Source organism: Bacteroides sp. M10 (assembly GCF_014334015.1).
Taxonomy (GTDB): domain Bacteria; phylum Bacteroidota; class Bacteroidia; order Bacteroidales; family Bacteroidaceae; genus Bacteroides; species Bacteroides intestinigallinarum.
In genome coordinates this window covers 6,426,090-6,449,261 of sequence record NZ_CP060488.1, presented here as the reverse complement: position 1 = coordinate 6,449,261, position 23,172 = coordinate 6,426,090, and the positions used below count along the sequence as shown (strand labels likewise).

Sequence of the window (23,172 nt, the reverse complement as noted above, 5' to 3'; positions counted from 1 at the left end):
AATATATTAAAGTATGGAAGAAGTAAAGCGTAACTCGCTACAAGCATGGATATTAGCTGCACGTCCCAAAACGCTGACAGGGGCCATAACTCCGGTTATGATAGGTACTGCTCTTGCTGCAATGGACGGACGTTTTCACTGGTTGCCTGCACTGATCTGCTGTCTGTTTGCAAGTCTGATGCAAATTGCCGCTAATTTCATCAATGACCTTTTCGACTTCCTCAAAGGAACAGACCGGGAAGACCGGTTAGGCCCCGAACGTGCTTGTGCGCAAGGATGGATTTCTCCGCAAGCGATGAAAACCGGGATTATTATTACGGTTGCTCTTGCCTGCCTTATCGGCTGTACGTTACTCTTCTTTGCCGGGTGGGAATTGATTATCGTAGGAGTGCTTTGTGTGTTATTTGCCTTTCTTTATACCACCGGTCCTTATCCTCTTTCTTACAACGGTTGGGGCGATGTATTGGTGATTGTCTTTTTCGGCTTTGTACCCGTAGGCGGAACATATTACGTACAGGCGCTAACTTGGACACCGGATGTCACTATCGCCTCTTTAATCTGCGGACTGCTTATCGATACATTGTTGGTAGTCAATAATTATCGTGACCGCGAAGCGGATGCACGCAGTGGAAAAAGGACAGTGATCGTTCGTTTTGGCGAGAAATTCGGTCGCTATTTTTATTTGATGCTGGGGATTACCGCTTCTCTTCTCTGCTTGTGTTTCCTTCGTGAAGGTCATTTCTACGCCGCTTTTCTTCCGCAACTTTATCTGATCCCTCATTTCCTTACCTGGAAACGGATGGTGAAAATATACAGCGGTAAAAAATTAAACAGCATATTAGGCGAGACTTCGCGTAATATGCTGCTTATGGGTATTCTTATTGCAATAGGAATGTTGATAAATTGAGAATCATTTCCCGTACATCTTTTCGTAGTAACCCTGATAATCTCCGCTGGTAACTTCTTCCACCCAAGCTTGGTTGGCTAAATACCATTCGATTGTCTTTACGATACCGACCTCGAATTTAGTTTCGGGATACCATCCTAAGGCATTTGTTATCTTGGTGGGGTCGATAGCATAACGTTGGTCGTGTCCCAGACGGTCCTTAACGAAAGTAATCAGATCTTCGTTGATCCAGTCGATCGAAATATCTCCGTTTTCGTCTTTCACTTTCTTTTTGAGAACCTGACGATATTCGGGATTTTCTGCCATCAGACGGTGGATAGTCGAAATTGTCAGTTTCACGATTTCGAGGTTTGTTTTCTCGTTGTGTCCACCAACGTTGTACACTTCTCCGTCTTGACCTTCACGCACAACGAGGTCGATTGCTTTGCAGTGGTCTTCCACATAAAGCCAGTCGCGCACATTGCTACCGTCACCGTAGACGGGGAGATGCTTTCCTTCGAGGATATTCTTGATAATCAACGGAATCAATTTTTCCGGGAAGTGGTACGGACCGTAGTTGTTGGAGCAACGGGTAATCGTTACCGGCATTTTATAAGTGTCGTGGTAAGCCATTACCACCATGTCTGCACTTGTCTTAGAAGCACTGTATGGGCTGTGAGGACAAAGCGGAGTTGCTTCAGTGAAATACCCTTCGGCTCCCAATGAACCATACACCTCATCGGTAGATACCTGATGATAGCGTACACCTTTTCTCCAGGTCGGATATCCTTGTTCGTCTTTCCCCATCACCCATGCACGGCGTGCACAATCCAGTAAGTTCTGTGTTCCGAGAATGTTGGTAATCAGAAACAGTTGCGGATTTTCAATGCTGCGGTCCACATGGCTCTCGGCAGCGAAATTCACCACATAGTCAAAACGATACTCAGCAAAAAGACCGTCTACCACATCGCGGCTACAAATGTCTCCTTTGATAAAGACACAGCGTTCGTTGTCGATGTCTTTGGCAATCGTTCCTAAGTTACCTGCATACGTCAAAGCGTCCAATATCACGACTTTGATGTCGTTATGTTTGGCTAAGATGTACTTGATGTAATTTGCCCCGATAAATCCTGCGGCACCGGTCACTAGATAAGTTTTCATATTTTATTCTTTATGTTGATTTTAGGATTGTTTAGCCAATTCGATAAGGTACTTTCCATACTCGGTTTTTTCGAGCTGTTGACCCAGTAGAAGCAACTGCTCCGTCGGAATCCATCCCTGACGCCAGGCGATTTCTTCAATACAGCTGACGTAAAAACCTTGGCGGTTCTGAATAGTGGCCACGAAGTTGGAAGCTTCCAGCAGACTGTCGCAGTTACCCGTATCGAGCCATGCAAATCCGCGTCCGAAGAGTTCCACTTTCAATGTACCTTCTTCCAGATACAGACGGTTCAAGTCTGTTATCTCATACTCTCCACGTGCTGAAGGACGAAGAGCCGCTGCTTTTTCCGTCACACTGGCATCGTAGAAATAAAGTCCCGGAACGGCATAATTACTTTTCGGCACTTCCGGCTTTTCTTCCAGTGAAATCACTTTTCCCTGTTCGTCAAATTCCACTACACCATAAGCGCGCGGGTCTTTCACGTAGTAACCGAAGATGCAGGCGCCCTTTTCTATATTGGCAGCCCGGCGGAGCATGGCGGAGAAGCCCTGTCCGTAAAACATATTATCCCCAAGAATCAGACAGCCCGGTTCGCCGTTCAGGAAATCGGCTCCCAATACGAAAGCTTGTGCCAGTCCGTTAGGTTGTTCCTGAATTTTATAGGAGAAAGACATACCCAGTTCCTCACCCGTTCCCAACAAGTCGCGGAACATCGGCAAGTCGCGTGGAGTCGAAATAATCAACACTTCGCGTATTCCTGCCAACATAAGTGTTGACAACGGATAATAAATCATCGGCTTGTCATACACAGGCATGATTTGTTTGGAAATCGCTTTAGAGAGCGGATAAAGTCGGGTGGCACTACCACCGGCTAGAATAATTCCTTTCATGTTCGTCTGAGTTATTCATTAACTGCGTGCAAAGGTCGGAAAGAATTCCGACGTGGCAAAATTTTAAAATAATTTTTCAATCTGGCAGGAACATTTATTTTATTTGTCCGCCAATTCGATGACTTCCAAGTCCTGAAAGGCCCCCTGGTTGATAACAAAACGTACCAAAGTCCGTACCTTGTGGAAACCGGACATGCCGGCAGCTCCCGGATTAATATGCAACATATCCAGTGTTTTATCATATTTCACCTTTAATATATGAGAATGTCCGCTGATAAAAAGTTTGGGCGGACGTGCCATCAGACTGCCGATGATGGAAGGATCGTATTTCCCCGGATAACCGCCGATATGTTTAATCAGCACTTCTGCACCATCCACCGTGAAACGGTTTATTTGCGGATACAGCTTTCTGATTTCCTGTCCGTCAATATTTCCATATACCGCCCGGAATGGACGGAAGGCGGCTAACTTTTCCGCTACTTCCAGCGAACCGATGTCTCCGGCATGCCAGATTTCGTCACACGGTTCAAAATATTCCAGATATTTCTCGTCCCAGTAAGCGTGAGTATCAGATAATAATCCAATTCTTGTCATAAATTTCTTTGTTTAATCCCACAAAGATACTATATTTGGAAAAATCTTAAAGCACATGGAAAGCAAATATAATTATTTCAAGCGAGATATTAGTTGGCTCTCATTCAATTACCGCGTATTGTTGGAGGCTCTGGACGAGCGTCTACCGCTCTACGAACGTATCAACTTCATCTCTATCTACTCTTCCAACCTCGAAGAGTTTTACAAAATCCGTGTAGCCGACCATAAAGCTGTTGCCTCCGGCGCTACGGAAAGTGATGAAGAAACCGTACAATCCGCCCGCGAACTGGTAGAAGAAATAAATAAAGAAGTCACCCGCCAGCTGGATGACCGTGTACGCATTTATGAAGAGAAACTACTACCTGCCCTGCGCAAGAATCACATCATCTTTTATCAGGACAGACATGTAGAACCGTTCCACCAGCAGTTTATTAAAGACTTTTTCCGGGAAGAAATTTTTCCCTACCTGCAGCCTGTGCCTGTATCCAAAGATAAAATAGTCTCCTTCCTGCGGGATAACCGCCTTTACCTGGCCATACGAGTCTATCCGAAGAAAGAAGGAAATGAAGGAACTACCAGTCTAACAGAATCCCGGCAACCTCTTTACTTCGTGATGAAGCAACCCTACGCCAAAGTGCCCCGCTTCATCGAACTTCCATCCCGCGAGAAAAACCATTACCTGATGTTTACCGAAGATATAATCAAGGCAAACCTCAACCTTATTTTCCCCGGCTACGATGTCGATTCCAGCTACTGCATCAAAATCTCCCGTGACGCTGACATATTGATTGACGACACCGCCAGCAGTGCCGACCTTGTCGCTCAACTCAAGAAGAAAGTGAAGAAACGTAAGATCGGTGACGTCTGCCGTTTCGTCTACGACCGTGGTATGCCTCATGACTTTCTGGACTTTCTGGTAGACGCCTTCCATATTCAGCGCGATGAACTTGTCCCCGGCGACAAGCACCTGAATCTTGAAGACCTGCGTCATCTTCCCAACCCGAACAAATCTCTTCACAGCCTCGAAAAGCCGAAGCCAATGAAGCTGACCATTCTTGACGAAAAAGAATCTATCTTCAACTACGTTGCCAAGAAGGACCTGTTATTATATTACCCTTATCACTCTTTCGAGCACTTCATCCACTTCCTGTATGAAGCCGTGCACAACCCGGAAACCCGTGAAATCATGGTAACCCAATACCGCGTAGCTGAAAACTCCGCCGTCATCAACACCCTGATAGCCGCCGCCCAAAACGGCAAGAAAGTCACCGTATTCGTGGAACTGAAAGCCCGTTTCGACGAAGAAAACAACCTTGCCACGGCCGAAATGATGCAAGCCGCCGGCATTAAAATAATATACAGCATACCCGGTCTGAAAGTACACGCCAAAGTAGCCCTTATCCGCCGCCGTGGACTGAACGGTGAAAAAATACCCAGCTACGCCTATATCAGCACCGGTAACTTTAATGAAAAGACCGCCACCCTCTACGCCGACTGTGGCCTTTTCACCTGCCGTCCGAAGATAGTGGCCGACCTCTATAACCTCTTCCGCACCCTGCAAGGCAAAGAAGACCCGAAGTTCACCACCCTTCTTGTCGCTCGTTTCAACCTCATCCCCGAATTGAACCGCCTGATTGATCGGGAAATCGCCCTCGCCGACGAAGGCAAACAAGGCCGTATCATCCTAAAAATGAACGCCCTCCAAGACCCCGCCATGATTGACCGTCTCTACGAAGCCTCCGAACACGGCGTACAAATAGACCTCATCGTCCGTGGAATCTGTTGTCTTATCCCCGGACAGTCATACAGTCGTAACATCCGTGTCACCCGTATTGTAGACAGTTTCCTCGAACACGCCCGCATCTGGTACTTCGGCAACGACGGCAAACCCAAAGTCTTCATGGGCTCCCCCGACTGGATGCGTCGTAACCTCTACCGCCGCATCGAAGCCATCACCCCCATTCTCGCCCCCGACCTGCGTGACAGCCTCATCGAAATGCTTAATATCCAGCTCGCCGACAACCAAAAAGCCTGCTGGGTAGACGACAACCTGCGAAATATATTCAAAAAAAGAGCGCCCGGCACCCCCGCTGTACGAGCCCAATACACCTTCTATGACTGGTTAAACAAAACAAATAACTAAAAAACAACCAACTAATTAACTAACATAAGAATCCCATACCCGTGTCCTGCAACTTACAACACCCCACACGGCCTTCCCGCAACGTTCCCGCTGCACATCCCCGTTATACGCCCTTACTACATGGCTTCCCTCGCAACAACCACACCGACATCTCATGCAACCTCCCCCACAACGCCCACCCCGCACGCCCCTCCGGCCTACTTTTTTCTCCGTCAAGCGAGCCCCCGTAACGGAGCGTCAAAAAGGGCAGACTGTTTGAGCGTAGCGAGTTTCTGCCCTTTAGCGCAGTGCAGGGAGCGAGTAGGAGAAAAAAGTCAGCCTTGAATTTTTCTTTGCTTCTTTCTTTTGTTTCAAGACAAAAGAAAGACGATTACGAGACAAAAGAAAGATGATTGTAACATAAATGTAACATGTATGACACCTCCCTGCAACGTCAAATCCCGTCCTTTGCAGCCGGAAACAACATACACATATATTTATTATGGAGACTATTTATTTATGCATTATCATCTTCCTCTTTGTACTAGCTGTTTTCGATCTGATAGTCGGAGTCAGTAATGATGCAGTTAACTTTTTGAACTCTGCGGTAGGCGCCAAGGCCGCTTCGTTTAAAACCATTCTTTTCATAGCCGGTATTGGTATATTCATTGGCGCTTCCCTGTCCAACGGTATGATGGACATTGCCCGGCACGGCATCTACCAGCCCGAGCACTTCTACTTTGCCGAAATCATGTGCATTCTGCTGGCCGTCATGTTGACCGACGTAGTACTGCTGGACGTATTCAACTCCATGGGGATGCCCACCTCTACCACCGTTTCACTAGTCTTTGAACTACTCGGAGGTACCTTTGCCCTCTCACTTATCAAAGTACATAATAGCGATACCCTCGGTCTGGGCGACCTCATAAACACCGACAAAGCCCTCTCCGTCATCATGGCGATCTTCGTCTCCGTCGCTATCGCCTTCTTCTTCGGAATGCTTGTACAATGGCTTGCCCGTGTGATATTCACTTTCAACTATACGAAAAAGATGAAATACAGCATTGCCCTCTTCGGAGGTGTAGCCGCTACCGCTATCATCTATTTCATGCTTATCAAAGGACTGAAAGACAGCTCCTTCATGACCTCTGAAAACAAACACTGGATACAAGACAACACACTGATGCTAATCACCGTTTTCTTTGTATTCTTCACCGTACTGATGCAAATCCTTCACTGGATGAAAATCAATGTTTTCAAAGTCGTCGTACTGATGGGAACCTTCGCTCTGGCTCTCGCTTTTGCCGGTAACGACCTTGTCAACTTTATTGGCGTTCCCCTCGCAGGTTTCTCCTCTTTTTTAGATTACACCGCCAACGGAGAAGGAAATCCGAACGGCTTCCTGATGACCTCCTTGCTGGGACCTGCTAAAACACCGTGGTATTTTCTTATCGGAGCCGGAGCCGTCATGGTCTACGCCCTCTGCACCTCTAAAAAAGCACATGCTGTAATTAAAACATCTGTCGACCTTTCCCGCCAAGATGAAGGAGAAGAAGCATTCGGAAGTACTCCTATCGCCCGCACAGTAGTCCGCATCAGCATGACACTTGCCAATGGAATCTCCCGAATAATGCCGGACGGCAGCAAAAAATGGCTTGACTCCCGCTTCCGCAAAGACGAAGCAATCATTGCCGACGGAGCTGCTTTCGACCTTGTCCGCGCTTCTGTCAACCTGGTATTGGCCGGTCTGCTCATCGCCTTGGGAACCTCCCTGAAACTTCCCCTTTCCACCACCTACGTAACCTTCATGGTAGCTATGGGTACTTCTTTGGCCGACCGCGCCTGGGGACGTGATTCAGCCGTTTACCGTATCACCGGCGTATTAAGCGTCATCGGAGGCTGGTTCATCACCGCCGGAGCCGCCTTCACCATCTGTTTCTTCGTAGCTCTCGTACTCCATTATGGAGGTAACATCTCTATCATCGCCCTCATCGGTATAGCTGTATTCATCTTGATCCGTAGCCAGGTGATGTACAAGAAACGCAAAGCGAAAGAACAAGGTAACGAAACGCTGAAGCAACTGATGCAAACCACAGACAGCACAGAAGCCCTGCAACTGATGCGTAAGCACACCCGCGAAGAACTTTCCAAAGTATTGGAATATGCAGAAACAAATTTCGAACTGACTGTCACTTCATTCCTTCATGAAAATCTGCGAGGATTGCGTCGTGCCATGGGGTCCACTAAATTTGAGAAACAGCTCATCAAACAGATGAAACGTTCGGGCACCGTCGCCATGTGTCGTCTCGACAATAACACCGTACTCGAAAAAGGACTTTATTACTATCAAGGCAACGACTTCGCCAGCGAATTGGTCTACAGTATTTCCCGCCTCTGCGAACCTTGCCTCGAACATATCGACAACAACTTCAACCCATTGGACGCCATCCAGAAAGGTGAATTCAGCGATGTATCCGAAGATATCACCTATCTGATTCAGCAGTGTCGTAAGAAAATGGAAAACAACGAGTACAACGACTTCGAAGAAGAAATCCGTCGTGCCAACGACCTCAACGGACAGCTTTCACTATTGAAACGTAAGGAACTGCAACGCATCCAAAGCCAATCAGGAAGCATCCGGGTGAGCATGGTGTATCTCACGATGGTTCAGGAAGCACAGAACGTAGTCACTTACACTATCAATTTGATGAAAGTAAGCCGTAAGTTCCAGATGGAAACTGAAATGCCGTAAGGACGAAAAGCAAGGATCGTCCACTGAATAACGGACGAATCATACTCCGCACGGAAAGGACTGTCTGATAAACCCTGTTTATATAGGAGGGGTGTATCAAACAGTCCTTTCTTTTTCAGAAATAGGTTTAAAAAAGCTCTATTCTTTAGTATTTGATCTGGTAAAATTGTATATTTATAGTCGATAAGATACTTGAGACGATTTTAGATGCAATGATATAAAAACGAAATGAATGAAATATCAGTTAGAAATAACCACCTTACTGGTTCCTGTCAATGTGCATCAACTGTTTGAGAAATGTGAATGGCCTGAACTAAACTGTTTTGACAGAGAAATGGTTGAAGGCTATTTCTCTGATTTGGTGAATGGTATTCAAACCGATGAGGCTTTGGACGATTGGACGCTGACCGTTGTCCTTTATATCGGCACTTATTTGGGAGCCAACCATATCAGTATCTGGAAACATGGAATCACCGATACGGTAACTAAAGAAAAAGTACTGACGATAGGTATACCTCTTCCTTGTAGTAAAACCATTCGTTGGGGAGTGAAGAAGAAAGGACGTTTTACGGGTAAAATACCGGATGAAAGCTTTAGGAGGAATAACAGACTCCTTCCCGTCAACTTTGCAAAATATGATAATATGGAGACCTATATAGAAGATAACATCCGGATAGCCCTTTTGAACCTGTTTGAAGTTGGTTTTACCCTGAAAGGATATAAAGTAAAGAAACGGTGATAAGTAACTGAATTGTAATCAAACTTCTTTTTCATAGGGATTAAACTTGCTTATCCCGGCAGGAAAACGTATCTTTGTTGGTAAGAAAACTATAACCGCAAGTTCTGATTATAAAACCGGAACTTTTGATTATGTAATCAGAAGTTTCAGTTATAAAACCAGAACTTGCGGTTTTAGTTTGTCCTATAGGAAAAACAACTTTTCCTGTAGGGGAGAACAAGTTTTCTACCTATAGCGAGTAAGTTTTCTATTAATAATCAATATTTCAAATAAACTTTAGTATTATGGCAATGTACGTAATGGAAGAAATGCCCGATATTCATGGAACGGGCGAACAGGTACTTTATCCTCGGTTTGCAATGATAGATCAGGTATCTACCGAGGATTTAATACGTCAGATAGCATCCAGCAGTGGCTTTAATGTCGGAGATGTGGAAGGCGTAATTACACAGATCGGTATTGAAATGGCACATCAGATGGCAGAAGGCAAGTCTGTGAAGCTGGATGGTATCGGAACATTCTCTCCTTCGTTGGCGTTATGCAAAGATAAAGAACGCGAAAAGACCGGAGAGGGTGAAACCCATCGTAACGCACGAAGCATTGTGGTGGGGAGCGTGAACTTTCGTGTAGACAGGAAGATGGTGAGGCGTATCAACGGAAGATGTCTGCTGGAAAGAGCTCCGTGGAAGTCGCAACGCTCTTCACAGAAGTATACACCGGAGCAACGACTAGCATTGGCTGTTAGATATCTGGAGGAACATCCTTTTCTGACGGTCTACGAATACCGGAAACTGACAGGTCTGCTGCGCACGGCGGCTACCAATGAATTGCGCCAATGGGCGTATACGCCCGGTTCCGGTATCGGGATTGATGGCAGAGGAACACATCGGGTGTATATAAAGAAAACATAATTCATCATATTTGTATGATGATACTTTGAGATTTTGAATTAAGAGCATTGGGGGGAATTGCGGTGAGGGCGCTTTTCTTCAGGGATGTGCTTGAGTGATAACTAAAATTAATAAAAATGGGGAATTTGATTTCATTTATGAAGGAAGTAGCTGAAGGGCTTCGAAAAAGTGGGAATTATGGAACTGCTCATGTTTACAGGAGTAGCATGAATGCTATCATTGCATTTAATGGGAGCAGGAATCTGTCATTCAAGAAAGTGAATCAGGAGTTTCTTAAAAGTTTTGAAACGTATTTGCGGGAAAAGGATTGTAGTTGGAACACGGTTTCAACCTATATGCGTACATTGAGGGCGGTGTACAACCGCGCGGTTGACCGTCGTATGGCATCTTATATACCGCATCATTTCCGGTATGTTTATACAGGAACGCGTGCTGACAGAAAGCGTGCACTGGAAAAGGAGGATATGGAACGATTGATGAAAGAGCTTCCCAAACAAATTCATCAGGGAAGGGAAGAATTACAACGTACGCGCGCGTACTTTTTCTTAATGTTCATGCTTCGTGGTATGCCGTTTGTAGATCTTGCCTATCTTAAAAAGCAGGATATGGTGGGGAATGTGCTTACTTATCGTCGTAGAAAAACCGGGCGGCTTCTAACTGTGACGCTTCTGCCGGAAACTATGAAACTAATAAAAAAGTATATGAACACCGATTCTGCTTCTCCTTATCTTTTTCCCATACTGACTGGCGGAGAAAGTACCGAAGCTACCTACAGGGAATATCAGATAGCTTTGCGTAATTTTAACTATCAGCTTCTGTTGCTGAAACAAGTACTTGCATTGACTTCTGATTTAAGCTCATATACGGCTCGGCATACTTGGGCTACAATGGCATATTATTGCGAGATACATCCAGGCATTATTTCAGAGGCGATGGGACATTCATCCATTATCGTCACAGAGACTTATCTAAAACCTTTTAAGAATAAGAAAATAGATGAAGCGAATGTGACGATTCTATCTTCGCTGAAGAGGAACTATATTTGTGGCAAGTAACTGATTAATAGTGCTGTTACTTTGTAGGTAACGGGGAGAAAAGACGCTGCAAATATGAGCATATTTCTTAAAACATCCAAACAAAATCGTACATTTTTTCTAATAAACTACTCAAAATAGGAATAAACACAGAAGAACACGTGGATTCTTTGTCTTAGAGCTTTGTTAACGTCTAAATTTTGCAATAGATTTCCCGCCCCTCTACTTTTTCTCATAAGCAGGGGTAAGAAGATTCGTCATATATCGTATTATTTTCTAGTATAGACTACTCCAAAAGAGCAGGCACAAGGGTTTTCCCGTTACCTACAAAGTAACGGGAAGAGGGGGAGTGAAGCGAAATAAATCATGAATTAGTACAAACAAATTTTTTATTTATTAATTGTATAACATTTAATTTACTTTTATGAGAAAATGGACGTATTTAGTCGCAACCTTGCTCATGGCAGGTACGACGGCGACATTCACGGGATGTATTGATACCGATGAACCGGAAGGCATTGCAGAACTTAGGGGAGCAAAGTCTGATTTTATCAAAGCTCAAGCTGCAGTTGAGCTTGTAGAGGCTGAATTGAGAAAAGCACAGGTTGCAGAGCAAGAGTTAGTTAATGCAGGTTTGGCACTTCAGAATAAATCTGCAGAAATTGATTTGCAGTTGCATGAACTGGATATTCAGTTGAAGCAACTCCTGATTGAAAAGGAAGAAGCTGCTACTGCACAAGCAAAAGCAGAAGCGGAAGCTGCCATTGCAAAAGCGGAAGCTGACAAAACTAAGTGGGAAAATGAAAAGGCATTGATTGTTGAGCAGTATAAGGAAAAAATGCTTCTTGCCGAAACTGCCACTGCTAAAGCACAGGAAGCTTACAAACAAGCTATGGAACAGATTGAAGCTTCCAAGTTGTTGCTGACAGATGAAGAACAAACTCGTTTGAATGGTGTACAAGCGCAAGTCGCCTATGCAAAACAAGCAATGGACAAGGCAATGTATGGATATTCAACAACTGTTATCAAAAGAATTCTGTCATCGGAAGTTGCGAATTCCACTACTACAAATCCGGATGAAAGCACGGAGACTAATTCTTCTACGACTAAGTATTATGTTTATCTTATTACTGAAGATCCTACCCAGTCTGCGGATGGCTATAAAGCCGGTAGCTTGAAAAAACTTCAGGAGCAATTAGCTAACTATTCTGATATAGTAGCTGATAATAATTTAGAAGCGGTTTTGGATAATGCATTGAAAAATGCAGAATTTGCTTTAGAAATGACGCAGAAGTATGCTGATAACTTGAAAGCTATCTTGGATAATGAGTATACTACTGTTGCAGATTGGGAAGCAGAAGTCAAGAAGCTGGAAGAAGAAATTGCTGCTGCAAAGGTCAAGGAACAACAGTATAATATTGAAAAAGGCAAGTTGGAAGTTGCTAATCCTAAACTGATATCTGACTTGGATGCTACTAGTAATAAGTTGGAGACTGCTAAAAATAACCAGAACTCTAACAAGAACAAAGCTAAAACAGCTGCAGCTTATTCTAAGAAAGTAGAGGCTGAAAGTGTAAAGAAAGGATTGAATGATGTAATACCTAGTGGAACAACTGTTGCTGGTTATAATTCTTCTACTGGTACTTTTGCCTATGCTAAAAGTATACAAATTACTGAAGCACAAAGTCAGATTGATGGTTGGGTTAAGCTGATTGATAAGGCTACTAAAGGTGTTGATTTGGAAAATATAGAATGGGCTAAACCACAATTGGCTACAGCTCTTGCAACACAAAAAGAAGCTGAAGAGAACTATGCTAAAGATTATAAAGCATGGGAAGATGCAATGGCAGCTTATGATGAAAGTCTGAAAATAGAATTGGAGAAATCAGAGGTAGCCGCTAATGCTGCAATAAAGAAATATAATGGACTTAAACCGGAAGATAGAAAAAAAGAAGCTAATATTGATGCTGTAGCTATGGCTTTAGTTGCATACTATAAGGATGCATTGGCTAAAGAAGCACAAGTTACTAAGGCAACTGCGACAAAAGGAAGTGAGACGAAAAAAATCTCTGCTTGGCTGATAGCAGACGCTAATAACTTTAAAAAGGTTGTTGGAATAGACTTAGGTATTATTGTTTGGGGAAATGATGGTGACATTACTACTGCAAATGAAATATCTACTGCAAATATTGGAAAATTAATGGAGGTAGAGCAAGATTCTAATGTAAAGACTCCATTGGAAAAGTGGAAATCTGCTTCTTCTGCTGTATTTAGCGATAATTTCAATTCAGCTAATAATCCAAGAAGATTGCCGGTAACTAAGGACGAAGTAATAGCTGCGGCTGGTGGTAATCATGTAGACGCTTTGAAGAATGGTAATTATGGTTCTCTTGGTAAGATGATTTGGGCAACAGCAGAAACAGCTAGTCTACAAGCTATAATTGAGCAGGTAGAAACTTATAAAGCTTTGAAAGAGGCATTTACTGCTCAAAAAGCTGTAGAACAGACTGCTCAAGATAAAGCAAATGCTGCTTTGGCGGATGCTGTAGATAAAGCTAAGAAAGCTAACGACGAAGCCCAAGCTGCTTATGACAAAGTATTTAAAGAAGTAAATGATAATATTGCAACAGTACAAAAAGAATACGGCAATAATGAAATTATCAAAGGTAAGATTGAAAAGGAAATCACTGTTTATTTGAATAATAACTTTACTAATGGTGATTTAGGTTCTTTGGAAGCGATCAAAAACTTGGTTAAGGAAGAACATATGACTGCTCTGGCAGGTGTTACTACTGCTAAGGCTGATGTTGCTAAAGCTAAGAGAAATATAGAAAAATTAGCAGCTGGTACTTATACTAATACAGATATTACTGAATCATTGGTAAGTATTCAGGAAAAGATCAAAGTAAAACAGGCTGAATATGATGCTGCCAAGGTAGATTATGATACTGCAAGCGCTCAGTTGAAAGCACTTCTTGCTATCTTCTTGAAATAATTCCCTAACTACGTAAAAGTAACAAGATGATAAAAAAACTATGCACATTACTTTTGCTGACCTGTATGACAGCTGCGCCTTCAATGGCGCAGCATTACAGCAGCAGTGATGATGCGTCGTTTGCCCCGAAGAAAGGACAGTGGCAGGTTTCAGTCCTGCTTGGTAGCGGAAAGTTCTTTAACGAGAACACCTCTTATCTGCTTCCTAAGTTCTCCAATGACGGAGGAGTAGTCGGACTTCCCAATGGAGGGAAGGATAACTCCGGCGATCTGAACCGCTATCTGAACATCGGGAGTCTGAATAATAATAGTCTGGTCAATATAGCCGGAATTGAAGGTAAGTATTTCGTGTCTGACAATTGGGATGTAAATTTCCAGTTCAGCATGAACGTCAGCCTCACTCCTAAGAAAGACTATGTAGAAGGAGACAACAGTGTACCCGACATGATTATCCCTGCGCAAAGTTATATCAATGCACAGATGACCAACAACTGGTATGTATCTGTCGGTTCCAACTACTATTTCAAGACTCGCAACGAACGTATTCATCCGTATCTTGGAGGCGCACTCGGCTTCCAGATGGCACGCATTGAAACAACCGAACCATACACCGGAGACACCTATAAGGATAGTGACGACTCGGAAGAACTTCCGTCACAGGTCTATGTTTCCGGAAGTAAAGCCGGTCAGATGTACGGTTTCAAAGTAGCTGCCGTAGCAGGTATTGAGTATAGCATTGCCAAAGGTTTTGTTTTCGGTTTCGAAATGCACCCTCTGGCTTACCGCTATGACTTGATACAGATTTGCCCGAAAGGATTTGATAAATATAACGCCAGTCACCACAATATCAAAATATTTGAAATGCCTGTAGTGAAACTGGGATTCAGATTCTAAGGATGAATGATTATACAAATGTATGAATGAAAAGAGAAAGCCGTTCAGCTGATAGTGCGGACGGCTTTTCTTTTTTAAAGAAGAATGAAGAGCTTAATGAACAGATATGTGAAACTTTTATCTTTTCTTCCGGGAATATGTCTGATAGTGGCTTGCACCGGGCATCAGATAAAAGGTTACGAGATTAACGGTAGTACACCTTTGCCCGAATTCGAAGGAAAAATGGTTTATATGAAAGATTTTTCGAGCGGGCAGCTGGTAGATAGTGCAGAAATAGTCCACGGAAAGTTTGATTTTTCCGATACGGTGACTATTGTGTCGCCCGTAGTAAAAGTGCTTTCTATTCGTGCCGGCAAATCGGGACTGGAATACCGCCTCCCTGTTGTCATAGAAAATGGTAGTATCCAAGCCTATATTTCCGATGTGGTTTGCACAGGAGGAACAATGCTGAATGAACGAATGCAGGATTTTCTCATGGCTGTTGATGAATATTCTACAGCCTGCGAGAACAAGCAAACGGAACAGATAAAATCCGGATTTGCGGATTTATTGAAAAAATACATAGAAATCAATGATGACAATGCAGTAGGAGAATATATTCGGACTGCCTATCGTTCATCACTTTGATGCAATCAGATTGCTTTTAAGACTATAAACTAAATTTCCCACATAATAATATCCTCTCCAGATATTTCCTCCATATTTTTATAGAAGGGAATGTTGCATAAGAGAGACAGAAATGCGCCCTTGTGAAAGTCCATATTTCTGTATTGTTATGTTTTGAGGACGTTCCCGTATTTCCCATTCCCTTTTTCCCCCGGGAACGTCCTTTTCAACGACCTTCTGTTGTATATCTCATATAACTTACGCTGTATGGAAGAATCTAGTGGATCTGTACTATTGGTAACTTTTCATACAAAGATAGTGTTTTTTACAAATACTTTATATCTTTGCAAAACAATGGCATATGCCGGGATTTAACCATACCACTGAAAATATGAAAACAAAAACTTTATTAGGCTTCTTTCTTCTTTCTGTTATGGCTTTTTGTGTATCAGCCTGTCAAGATGATGCAGAGATTATCTTATTTAGTGGTTCCGAACTGGTTGACGAAACAGGAACTTGTACAAACACAGTTTCTTCTACAGTCTTGTATCTTAACGGATGGGAAGCGGAGAATATCGGGATAGCCAATGGAAAAGGTGGCTACTCTGCACAAAGCTCCGATGAAACAATTGTGACAGCAACAGTCATCGACAACCGATTATGGCTTAGTTCGCATGGTAAAAAAGGGAAAGTAACGGTTACCGTTACTGATAAGGATGGTAATTATGTCACCCTGCCTGTGACTGTTTCTTATGGCGTATTGACATTTATGTGCGTCGACCAACCTGAATTTCAGGTTTCCAGACCCAGTGAAGATATGTTGTCATTGGATTCGGAAAGCGAGTTGCAGGAAAAAGTAAATGTGGCAATGGCTCCTTATTCTTTTATAAATAAAGGAGATATCTGCATTTTGCGGCCGGATGATGTATATCATTTATCTGAAGAAGGAACAGGAGGGAAATTCATTTATAAGACAGAGGATGAGCAAATTCTTGTTGAAGGAACATACCAGATAGAGTGGGCTTCATTGGGTGGAAAACAGAAAAAGGCTTTTGTTTTTACATATATAGATAAAAATAATGTAGAGCAACAACACACGTTTTTTAATTTTAGTCCGTATTTAGGAACTCAAAGTTCTACAAGAGAAAGAGGACCGATTACTACGGCATGGTTGGAGGAGGTATCCGATTCACCTTATCTGGAAGGAGTTTTGCCGGCGGATAGAACAGTTGTATATTGGGTGGATACAGTGATTTCCAGTTTGTCTGCCGAGGCTGTGTGATTGGAAGTAACTGATTAAAAAAGGAAAAGCTCTTTATAAGGGACTGAATGTTTGGAAAGCCCTTGAAGCGAAAATCATTCTTATTGAGATATTAAAGTGCACCCCAAAAGTTTTAGATCTAACTTTTGGAGTGCACTTTATTCAAGGTCCTTTCGGATATTCAGGTGAGTATATTTTCAGCCACTTTCTGATTATTTACGTATATCTTATTGCAAAGCCCGGATACGTACTTCTGTGCCTGTCTCATTTTTCAATCCGTCTTTTACTTTATGGATATCTGTTTCTCCGTAATGATAAGGGTACAAAACACGTGGCTTGATGATTTTGGCTGCCCGTATCGCTTGTTCCGGTGTCATGGTATATGGTTGGTTAACCGGCAGAAAAGCGATATCAATATCTTTCACTTGGTTTAGTTCCGGAATATCCTCCGTATCTCCGGCAATATAAATACGAGTTCCTCCTAAAGTCAGAATATATCCGTTGTCACGTCCTTTGGGATGAAATTTATCCCTGCCGGGAGTCGTATTATAGGCGGGTACGGCTTCCAGTTTGATATCTTTGGCGAGTTGAAGCACATCACCGTTCTTCATCTCTTGTCCTCTATTCAGCTTTTTCCGGCAGTTAGGATTAGCTATAATTTTGGTCTGGTTTGTTTCGATAGCTGCTATTGCTTTAGTATCGAAATGGTCGCCATGTTCATGCGTAATCAGAATGAAATCCGCTTTCGGCTGTTGTGTATAGTCGGCATAATCGGAAACAGGATCAATGAATATTTTTTGTCCTGCATAGTCCAGTAATAAGCTGGCATGTTTGAAGAAAGTGATCTTCAAGCTTTTACCATTCTTGGTGGTAAACGAATCCATTTCAAAGTTTGACATCTTTGCTGTCTGATTAATTGGTTTATCAAACGAATGGGAATAAGAAAATCCGTAAGAAAGGCATAATACGAATGCTACTAATAGATTCTTTTTCATATCTCTGCAGAATTTGGTTCCCTGCAAAGATAAACATCCGGGAGGATTTATCGGTTCACATTTGAAATGATTCTCTTCGAAATTAACTTTCTTTTTGTGGAAAATAAGAAGGCACGGGAAATATTTCATTCCCGTGCCTTCTCTTATTATTTTATGCCTTTACGGTATTCTTATGCGTTCAATGCCTGTTCGATATCAGCAATAATATCATCCGCATTTTCGATACCTACCGATAGACGGATCAAGTCCGGGCGTACACCTGCTTCCATCAGTTGCTCATCCGTCAACTGGCGGTGAGTATGGCTCGCCGGATGGAGCACGCAACTACGTGCATCCGCCACGTGAGTAACGATCGCAATGAATTCCAGTGAATCCATAAACTTGATAGATACGTCACGTCCGCCTTTCAGTCCGAAGGAGATGACTCCGCAGGAACCATTCGGCATATATTTCTGTGCAAGGCTATAATATTTATTGTCCGGCAGTCCGCAATAGTTTACCCAGGCAACTTTCTCATTTTTAGAAAGATATTCGGCTACTTTCTGCGCGTTGCGGCAGTGTTGAGGCATACGCAGGTGCAACGTTTCAAGTCCCAGATTCAATAAGAAAGAATTTTGCGGGCTTTGGATGCTGCCGAGGTCACGCATCAGTTGGGCAGTTGCTTTGGTGATATAAGCACCTTTGCCGAATGCTTTGGTATAAGTCAGTCCGTGGTATGACTCGTCCGGAGTACAAAGCCCCGGGAATTTTTCAGCATGAGCATCCCAGTCAAAATTACCGCTGTCTACGATACAGCCACCTACGCTTGTAGCGTGTCCGTCCATGTATTTGGTGGTAGAATGAACCACGATGTCAGCTCCCCATTCAAATGGGCGGCAGTTGATCGGAGTCGGGAAAGTGTTGTCAACAATCAAGGGAACCCCGTGACTGTGTGCGATACGTGCGAACTTTTCAATATCCAGTACTTCAAGAGAAGGGTTGGAAATCGTTTCACCGAATAAAGCTTTTGTATTCGGTTTGAAAGCTGCAGAAATTTCTTCTTCGCTGGCATCCGGATTAACGAAAGTCACATCGATGCCTAGCTTCTTCATGGTCACGCCAAACAGGTTGAACGTACCTCCGTAAATAGCGGAAGAGCAAACAAAGTGATCTCCTGCCTGACAGATATTAAAAATGGCATAGAAGTTGGCAGCCTGACCGCTGGAAGTCAGCATAGCGGCTACACCACCTTCAAGAGCGGCAATTTTGGCGGCAACAGCGTCATTCGTTGGATTTTGCAGACGGGTATAAAAGTAGCCACTGTCTTCCAGGTCGAACAGGCGGGCCATCTGCTCGCTGGTATCGTATTTGAAAGTTGTACTTTGATAGATGGGCAATACGCGTGGTTCGCCTTTTTTAGGCGTCCATCCTGCCTGTACACACAGGGTTTCCGGTTTGAATTGTTTTGCCATAATGTTATCGGGTTTTAATGTTTTATTTCAAAAAATGTTTTAATGCTGCAAAAGTAGGGAAAATAATTGTATTTTTGCCCTGTTTATGAGTGAAATGATACTCTTGCGAAGGAGATAGTTAATGTAGTTATGAAAAATAAACTCTATATTCTTTTATTCTTAGCTTTTCTTTTTTCGGGCACAACTCTTTGGGCACAGCAGAAGGCAACTCCGAAGGCGGGTGAAGGCATCTCTTCTTTTCTGTTGAGGCACAACCGCTCTCCGAAGAAGTATTACGACGACTTTATTGAGCTGAATAAACAGAAACTGGGAAAGAACAATGTGCTTAAAGTGGGCGTGACGTATGTTATTCCTCCGGTAAAGAAATCGACGACTACTCCTGCCAAGAATACAACTTCCGAAAGCACAGGGACAAAGCAATCATCTTCAAAAGCTAAATCAACAAAAATAGGAACCACTATCAACGAACCTTTGTTTGGAAAGCAACTGGCTAATGTGAAAGTCACTTCCAACCGTCTTGCCGGTGCTTGCTTCTATGTGGTCAGCGGACATGGAGGTCCTGATCCGGGTGCTATCGGGAAAGTTGGTAAATACGAATTGCACGAAGATGAATACGCTTATGATATTGCCCTCCGTCTGGCACGTAACCTGATGCAGGAAGGGGCCGAAGTCCGTATCATCATTCAAGATGCTAAAGATGGTATTCGTGATGATTCGTACCTGTCAAACAGTAAACGGGAGACTTGTATGGGCGATCCAATTCCTTTGAATCAGGTGCAACGCTTACAGCAACGCTGCGATAAAATAAACGCCCTTTATCGGAAAGACCGTAAGAACTACTCTTATTGCAGGGCAATTTTTATTCATATCGATAGCCGTAGTAAGGGAAAACAAACGGATGTCTTTTTCTATTATTCGAATAAAAAGGGAGAAAGCAAACGATTGGCGAATAATATGAAAAATACGTTTGAGTCAAAGTACGATAAGCATCAACCCAACCGGGGCTTTTCCGGCACAGTAAGCGGGCGTAACTTATACGTGCTTTCCCATACCACTCCCGCTTCCGTCTTTGTGGAGTTGGGTAATATCCAGAATACGTTCGATCAGCGTCGGCTGGTGATGAATTCCAATCGTCAGGCACTCGCCAAATGGCTGATGGAAGGCTTCCTGAAAGACTACAAGGAGAAAAAATAATATTTTTACTTCTCCTTTCGTGAACAAAATAAAAATCAGAATGTTTTATATATGCAAATCGCCTGATGGCTACTTGTAGGTATGCGAATATATATAGGCTAGTGAATATGCCTCCCCGGCATAACAGGAAGATTGCATAGTAGTTTTGTCGTGTTTTATTTTGTGTTTGTGTTGTGACGGTGCTGCGATGTGAATCGGGGTGCCGTTTTTTTCGTTTCTCTTGAATTCGTTAAAGAGCGCGTTATTTCATTTTCTTATCATATTATTGAATTAAATCTTATCAATCCTGTGAACAAAATCCGGAAATATATGTTATTTATTGTGCAAATCGCCTGATAAAGCTTCTTATGCGTATGCGAATATAGATAAGTCAAGCAAGATATGCCTCCCCGGCATGACAGGAAGATTGCATAGTAGTTTTGTCGTGTTTTATTTTGTGTTTGTGTTGTGACGGTGCTGCGATGTGAATCGAGGTGCCGTTTTTTTTGTCACATATAAAGAAACGGCAGGCTTACAAATAAGAAACGAGCTTACAAATCTCCTAAAGTATATCATAGAATCTCTGCAAGCTCGTTTTATGAGTGGTGCTTTTGCGCACCTTATCCTAGTTGTTATAAAGGCATATTACCATGCTTCTTGGGCGGGTTTGTCTGCATCTTGTTTTCCGTCATTTCCAGTGCCTGAATCAGACGTTTGCGAGTCTGTCTCGGATAAATGATTTCGTCAATATATCCCAGCTCGGCAGCCTGATACGGAGTGGCAAACTTTTCTTTGTAGGCTTCCAGTTCCTTGGCCTTTGTTGCTTCGTCAACTTTGCGGAACAGGATATTGATGGCGCCGTCCGCACCCATTACAGCAATTTCTGCACTTGGGTAAGCGAAGTTCACGTCAGCTCCGGTCTGCTTGGAGTTCATTACGATATAAGCACCACCGTAAGCTTTGCGGGTAATCACTGTCAGTTTGGGAACAGTGGCTTCTGCAAATGCATAAACTATTTTTGCACCGTGACGGATGATACCATTGTTTTCCTGTGTATATCCCGGAAGGAATCCCGGAACATCTTCGAATGTAATCAATGGAATATTGAAGCAATCGCAGAAACGGATAAAACGGCTTGCTTTGTCGCTGGCGTCAATATCGAGAACACCGGCAAGATAAGCTGGCTGATTCGCTACGATACCTACCGAACGACCTGCCATACGGGCAAAGCCAATGATAATATTCTTAGCAAAGTTCGGCATCACTTCGAAGAAATAGCCGTTGTCTATAACACGTTCGATAATGTCTTTCATGTCATACGGTACGTTCGGGTCTACCGGAACGATTGTATCCAGAGAAGTATCTTCGCGGTTTGTTTCGTCAGTGCAAGGTTTTTTCTTAGCTTCATCCATATTATTCTGCGGTAAGAAAGAAAGCAGTTCACGGATGCTCATCAGCAATTCTTCTTCGGTATTGCACATAAAGTGAGTCACACCGCTTTTGCTGCTATGTGTCATTGCGCCACCCAGCTCTTCTTTACTTACTTCCTCATGAATCACAGTTTTTACTACATCCGGACCAGTCACAAACATGTGACTTTTTTCTTTCACCATAAAGATGAAATCGGTCAGGGCAGGAGAGTAGCAGGCACCTCCGGCGCAAGGACCCAGGATTGCCGAAATCTGTGGAATCACACCGCTGGCCATTGTATTCTGATAGAAAATATCAGCATAACCGGAAAGGCTCTCGATCCCTTCCTGGATACGTGCACCGCCCGAATCATTCAAAGCGATAATCGGGGCACCGTTCTTCAATGCAAGTTGTTGTACTTTCACAATCTTTTTAGCATTGGAAGCTGACAGTGAGCCGCCATATACCGTAAAGTCATAAGCGTAAACAAACACCTGGCGACCGTCCACCTTTCCGTAACCGGATACGATACCATCTCCCGGAATTTTGTTCTTATCCATACCGTAGTTCGTACAACGGTGAACCATCAACTTATCCAGTTCAACGAAAGTACCCTTATCGAGTAACATCTCGATACGTTCGCGGGCAGTCATTTTACCGCTTTCATGTTGCTTCTCTATTTTATCAACGCCTCCACCAAGAGAAGCGATGCGGTCACGTTCCTCGAACGTGGCGTATGCTTTATTTATTTCTTCCATAATGCAATCCGTTCTTATTATTATGCAATCGGTTCTAATGTTATTAATGTCTGTTCGCCGGTTATGCTATCACCTTCTTGAACCAGAATTTCTTTAATGCGGCAATCCGAAGTCACTTTGTAGTTGCTCTGCATCTTCATTGCTTCGATAACGATGACAGTATCTCCCGCTTTCATTTCCTGACCGACTACAACAGGTATTTTCACTACCTTGCCCGGCATCGGAGAAATGATACAGTCATTCTGTTCCTCTTCCCCTTTCTTGCGCATCCGTAGATATTTCGCCTGGCTGTCCACAATTTCTACATTGAAACTGCTATAATGCGTATTCACTTTATAGCTTTTCCCGTTATCACGGCGAATCAGCTGTGCATTCGAACTGCGTCCGTCCATCAAGATGTTGCAAGTGCCGTTTTCCGCCATCACTACATCTGCTTCAAACGGTTTTCCATCAATGGTAAGCACCACCTTGTTATCTTCCTTGCTGACCAACTCTACTTCGGCCACACGGTTTCCTATATGAATTTCCATAATTGAATTC

Annotated in this window: 18 protein-coding genes; 11 read left to right on the top strand and 7 right to left on the bottom strand. The window is 43.3% G+C overall.

Annotated features, from left to right (window positions below; translation table 11 throughout):
* The first annotated feature begins 13 nt into the window (after positions 1–13).
* A complete protein-coding gene (locus tag H8796_RS24035) occupies positions 14–907 on the top strand; it encodes a 1,4-dihydroxy-2-naphthoate polyprenyltransferase (RefSeq protein WP_004296804.1) in 894 nt (297 codons plus the stop codon).
* Positions 908–910: 3 nt separating this feature from the next.
* Here the strand turns inward: H8796_RS24035 and rfbB are convergent, their stop codons facing one another.
* From rfbB to H8796_RS24020, 3 genes are all read right to left on the bottom strand, one after another.
* On the bottom strand, positions 911–2,047 hold the full coding sequence (gene rfbB / locus H8796_RS24030; protein ID WP_004308968.1) for a dTDP-glucose 4,6-dehydratase: 1,137 nt from the start codon (positions 2,045–2,047) through the stop codon (positions 911–913).
* A 21-nt stretch (positions 2,048–2,068) separates the two neighbouring features.
* Entirely contained in the window at positions 2,069–2,938 is an 870-nt protein-coding gene (gene rfbA / locus H8796_RS24025; RefSeq protein ID WP_004296806.1) for a glucose-1-phosphate thymidylyltransferase RfbA, read from the bottom strand.
* Between the two features lie 99 nt (positions 2,939–3,037).
* Positions 3,038–3,532 (bottom strand): metallophosphoesterase, encoded by a 495-nt coding sequence (locus H8796_RS24020; protein WP_004296807.1) that lies wholly within the window; start codon positions 3,530–3,532, stop codon positions 3,038–3,040.
* 55 nt (positions 3,533–3,587) lie between these two features.
* Between H8796_RS24020 and H8796_RS24015 the strand changes: the two genes are divergently transcribed.
* From H8796_RS24015 to H8796_RS23975, 9 genes are all read left to right on the top strand, one after another.
* Entirely contained in the window at positions 3,588–5,675 is a 2,088-nt protein-coding gene (locus tag H8796_RS24015; RefSeq protein ID WP_004296808.1) for an RNA degradosome polyphosphate kinase, read from the top strand.
* Between the two features lie 481 nt (positions 5,676–6,156).
* A complete protein-coding gene (locus tag H8796_RS24010; protein ID WP_004296811.1) occupies positions 6,157–8,406 on the top strand; it encodes an inorganic phosphate transporter in 2,250 nt (749 codons plus the stop codon).
* A gap of 232 nt (positions 8,407–8,638) precedes the next feature.
* Positions 8,639–9,145, top strand: a complete 507-nt coding sequence (gene imm9 / locus H8796_RS24005; RefSeq protein WP_004296812.1) for an Imm9 family immunity protein — start codon at positions 8,639–8,641, stop codon at positions 9,143–9,145.
* A 284-nt stretch (positions 9,146–9,429) separates the two neighbouring features.
* Positions 9,430–10,056 (top strand): HU family DNA-binding protein, encoded by a 627-nt coding sequence (locus H8796_RS24000; protein WP_004296814.1) that lies wholly within the window; start codon positions 9,430–9,432, stop codon positions 10,054–10,056.
* 116 nt (positions 10,057–10,172) lie between these two features.
* On the top strand, positions 10,173–11,111 hold the full coding sequence (locus H8796_RS23995) for a site-specific integrase (protein WP_004296815.1): 939 nt from the start codon (positions 10,173–10,175) through the stop codon (positions 11,109–11,111).
* A gap of 403 nt (positions 11,112–11,514) precedes the next feature.
* On the top strand, positions 11,515–14,085 hold the full coding sequence (locus tag H8796_RS23990) for a hypothetical protein (protein ID WP_117935266.1): 2,571 nt from the start codon (positions 11,515–11,517) through the stop codon (positions 14,083–14,085).
* Positions 14,086–14,111: 26 nt separating this feature from the next.
* A complete protein-coding gene (locus H8796_RS23985; protein WP_049702173.1) occupies positions 14,112–14,978 on the top strand; it encodes a BT1926 family outer membrane beta-barrel protein in 867 nt (288 codons plus the stop codon).
* Positions 14,979–15,062: 84 nt separating this feature from the next.
* Complete coding sequence (locus tag H8796_RS23980) at positions 15,063–15,605, top strand: DUF4369 domain-containing protein (protein WP_004296822.1); 543 nt, start codon at positions 15,063–15,065, stop codon at positions 15,603–15,605.
* Between the two features lie 340 nt (positions 15,606–15,945).
* A complete protein-coding gene (locus H8796_RS23975; RefSeq protein ID WP_004296824.1) occupies positions 15,946–16,866 on the top strand; it encodes a hypothetical protein in 921 nt (306 codons plus the stop codon).
* 206 nt (positions 16,867–17,072) lie between these two features.
* On the opposite strand, the gene H8796_RS23970 is transcribed toward H8796_RS23975, so the two are convergent.
* Together H8796_RS23970 and H8796_RS23965 are read right to left on the bottom strand one after the other, a co-directional pair.
* A complete protein-coding gene (locus H8796_RS23970) occupies positions 17,073–17,969 on the bottom strand; it encodes an MBL fold metallo-hydrolase (RefSeq protein ID WP_004296825.1) in 897 nt (298 codons plus the stop codon).
* Between the two features lie 41 nt (positions 17,970–18,010).
* On the bottom strand, positions 18,011–19,291 hold the full coding sequence (locus H8796_RS23965; RefSeq protein WP_004306892.1) for an O-acetylhomoserine aminocarboxypropyltransferase/cysteine synthase family protein: 1,281 nt from the start codon (positions 19,289–19,291) through the stop codon (positions 18,011–18,013).
* A 129-nt stretch (positions 19,292–19,420) separates the two neighbouring features.
* Between H8796_RS23965 and H8796_RS23960 the strand changes: the two genes are divergently transcribed.
* Complete coding sequence (locus tag H8796_RS23960) at positions 19,421–20,485, top strand: N-acetylmuramoyl-L-alanine amidase (protein ID WP_117935264.1); 1,065 nt, start codon at positions 19,421–19,423, stop codon at positions 20,483–20,485.
* Positions 20,486–21,096: 611 nt separating this feature from the next.
* Here the strand turns inward: H8796_RS23960 and H8796_RS23955 are convergent.
* Both H8796_RS23955 and H8796_RS23950 read right to left on the bottom strand, forming a co-directional pair.
* Entirely contained in the window at positions 21,097–22,632 is a 1,536-nt protein-coding gene (locus H8796_RS23955; RefSeq protein WP_117935263.1) for an acyl-CoA carboxylase subunit beta, read from the bottom strand.
* 20 nt (positions 22,633–22,652) lie between these two features.
* Positions 22,653–23,162 carry an acetyl-CoA carboxylase biotin carboxyl carrier protein subunit gene (locus tag H8796_RS23950; RefSeq protein WP_004296829.1) on the bottom strand — a complete coding sequence of 170 codons (510 nt, stop codon included), beginning with the start codon at positions 23,160–23,162 and terminating at the stop codon, positions 22,653–22,655.
* Between the last annotated feature and the right edge of the window lie 10 nt (positions 23,163–23,172).

Coding starts and splice junctions, on each gene's coding strand:
- rfbA (WP_004296806.1), bottom strand. CDS start 2,938: ATGAAAGGAATTATTCTAGCCGGTGGTAGTGCCACCCGACTTTATCCG.
- H8796_RS24035 (WP_004296804.1), top strand. CDS start 14: ATGGAAGAAGTAAAGCGTAACTCGCTACAAGCATGGATATTAGCTGCA.
- H8796_RS24020 (WP_004296807.1), bottom strand. CDS start 3,532: ATGACAAGAATTGGATTATTATCTGATACTCACGCTTACTGGGACGAG.
- imm9 (WP_004296812.1), top strand. CDS start 8,639: ATGAAATATCAGTTAGAAATAACCACCTTACTGGTTCCTGTCAATGTG.
- H8796_RS23965 (WP_004306892.1), bottom strand. CDS start 19,291: ATGGCAAAACAATTCAAACCGGAAACCCTGTGTGTACAGGCAGGATGG.
- H8796_RS24015 (WP_004296808.1), top strand. CDS start 3,588: ATGGAAAGCAAATATAATTATTTCAAGCGAGATATTAGTTGGCTCTCA.
- H8796_RS23990 (WP_117935266.1), top strand. CDS start 11,515: ATGAGAAAATGGACGTATTTAGTCGCAACCTTGCTCATGGCAGGTACG.
- H8796_RS23975 (WP_004296824.1), top strand. CDS start 15,946: ATGCCGGGATTTAACCATACCACTGAAAATATGAAAACAAAAACTTTA.
- H8796_RS23970 (WP_004296825.1), bottom strand. CDS start 17,969: ATGAAATATTTCCCGTGCCTTCTTATTTTCCACAAAAAGAAAGTTAAT.
- H8796_RS23980 (WP_004296822.1), top strand. CDS start 15,063: ATGAAGAGCTTAATGAACAGATATGTGAAACTTTTATCTTTTCTTCCG.
- H8796_RS23950 (WP_004296829.1), bottom strand. CDS start 23,162: ATGGAAATTCATATAGGAAACCGTGTGGCCGAAGTAGAGTTGGTCAGC.
- H8796_RS23995 (WP_004296815.1), top strand. CDS start 10,173: ATGGGGAATTTGATTTCATTTATGAAGGAAGTAGCTGAAGGGCTTCGA.
- H8796_RS23955 (WP_117935263.1), bottom strand. CDS start 22,632: ATGGAAGAAATAAATAAAGCATACGCCACGTTCGAGGAACGTGACCGC.
- H8796_RS24000 (WP_004296814.1), top strand. CDS start 9,430: ATGGCAATGTACGTAATGGAAGAAATGCCCGATATTCATGGAACGGGC.
- H8796_RS23985 (WP_049702173.1), top strand. CDS start 14,112: ATGATAAAAAAACTATGCACATTACTTTTGCTGACCTGTATGACAGCT.
- H8796_RS24010 (WP_004296811.1), top strand. CDS start 6,157: ATGGAGACTATTTATTTATGCATTATCATCTTCCTCTTTGTACTAGCT.
- rfbB (WP_004308968.1), bottom strand. CDS start 2,047: ATGAAAACTTATCTAGTGACCGGTGCCGCAGGATTTATCGGGGCAAAT.
- H8796_RS23960 (WP_117935264.1), top strand. CDS start 19,421: ATGAAAAATAAACTCTATATTCTTTTATTCTTAGCTTTTCTTTTTTCG.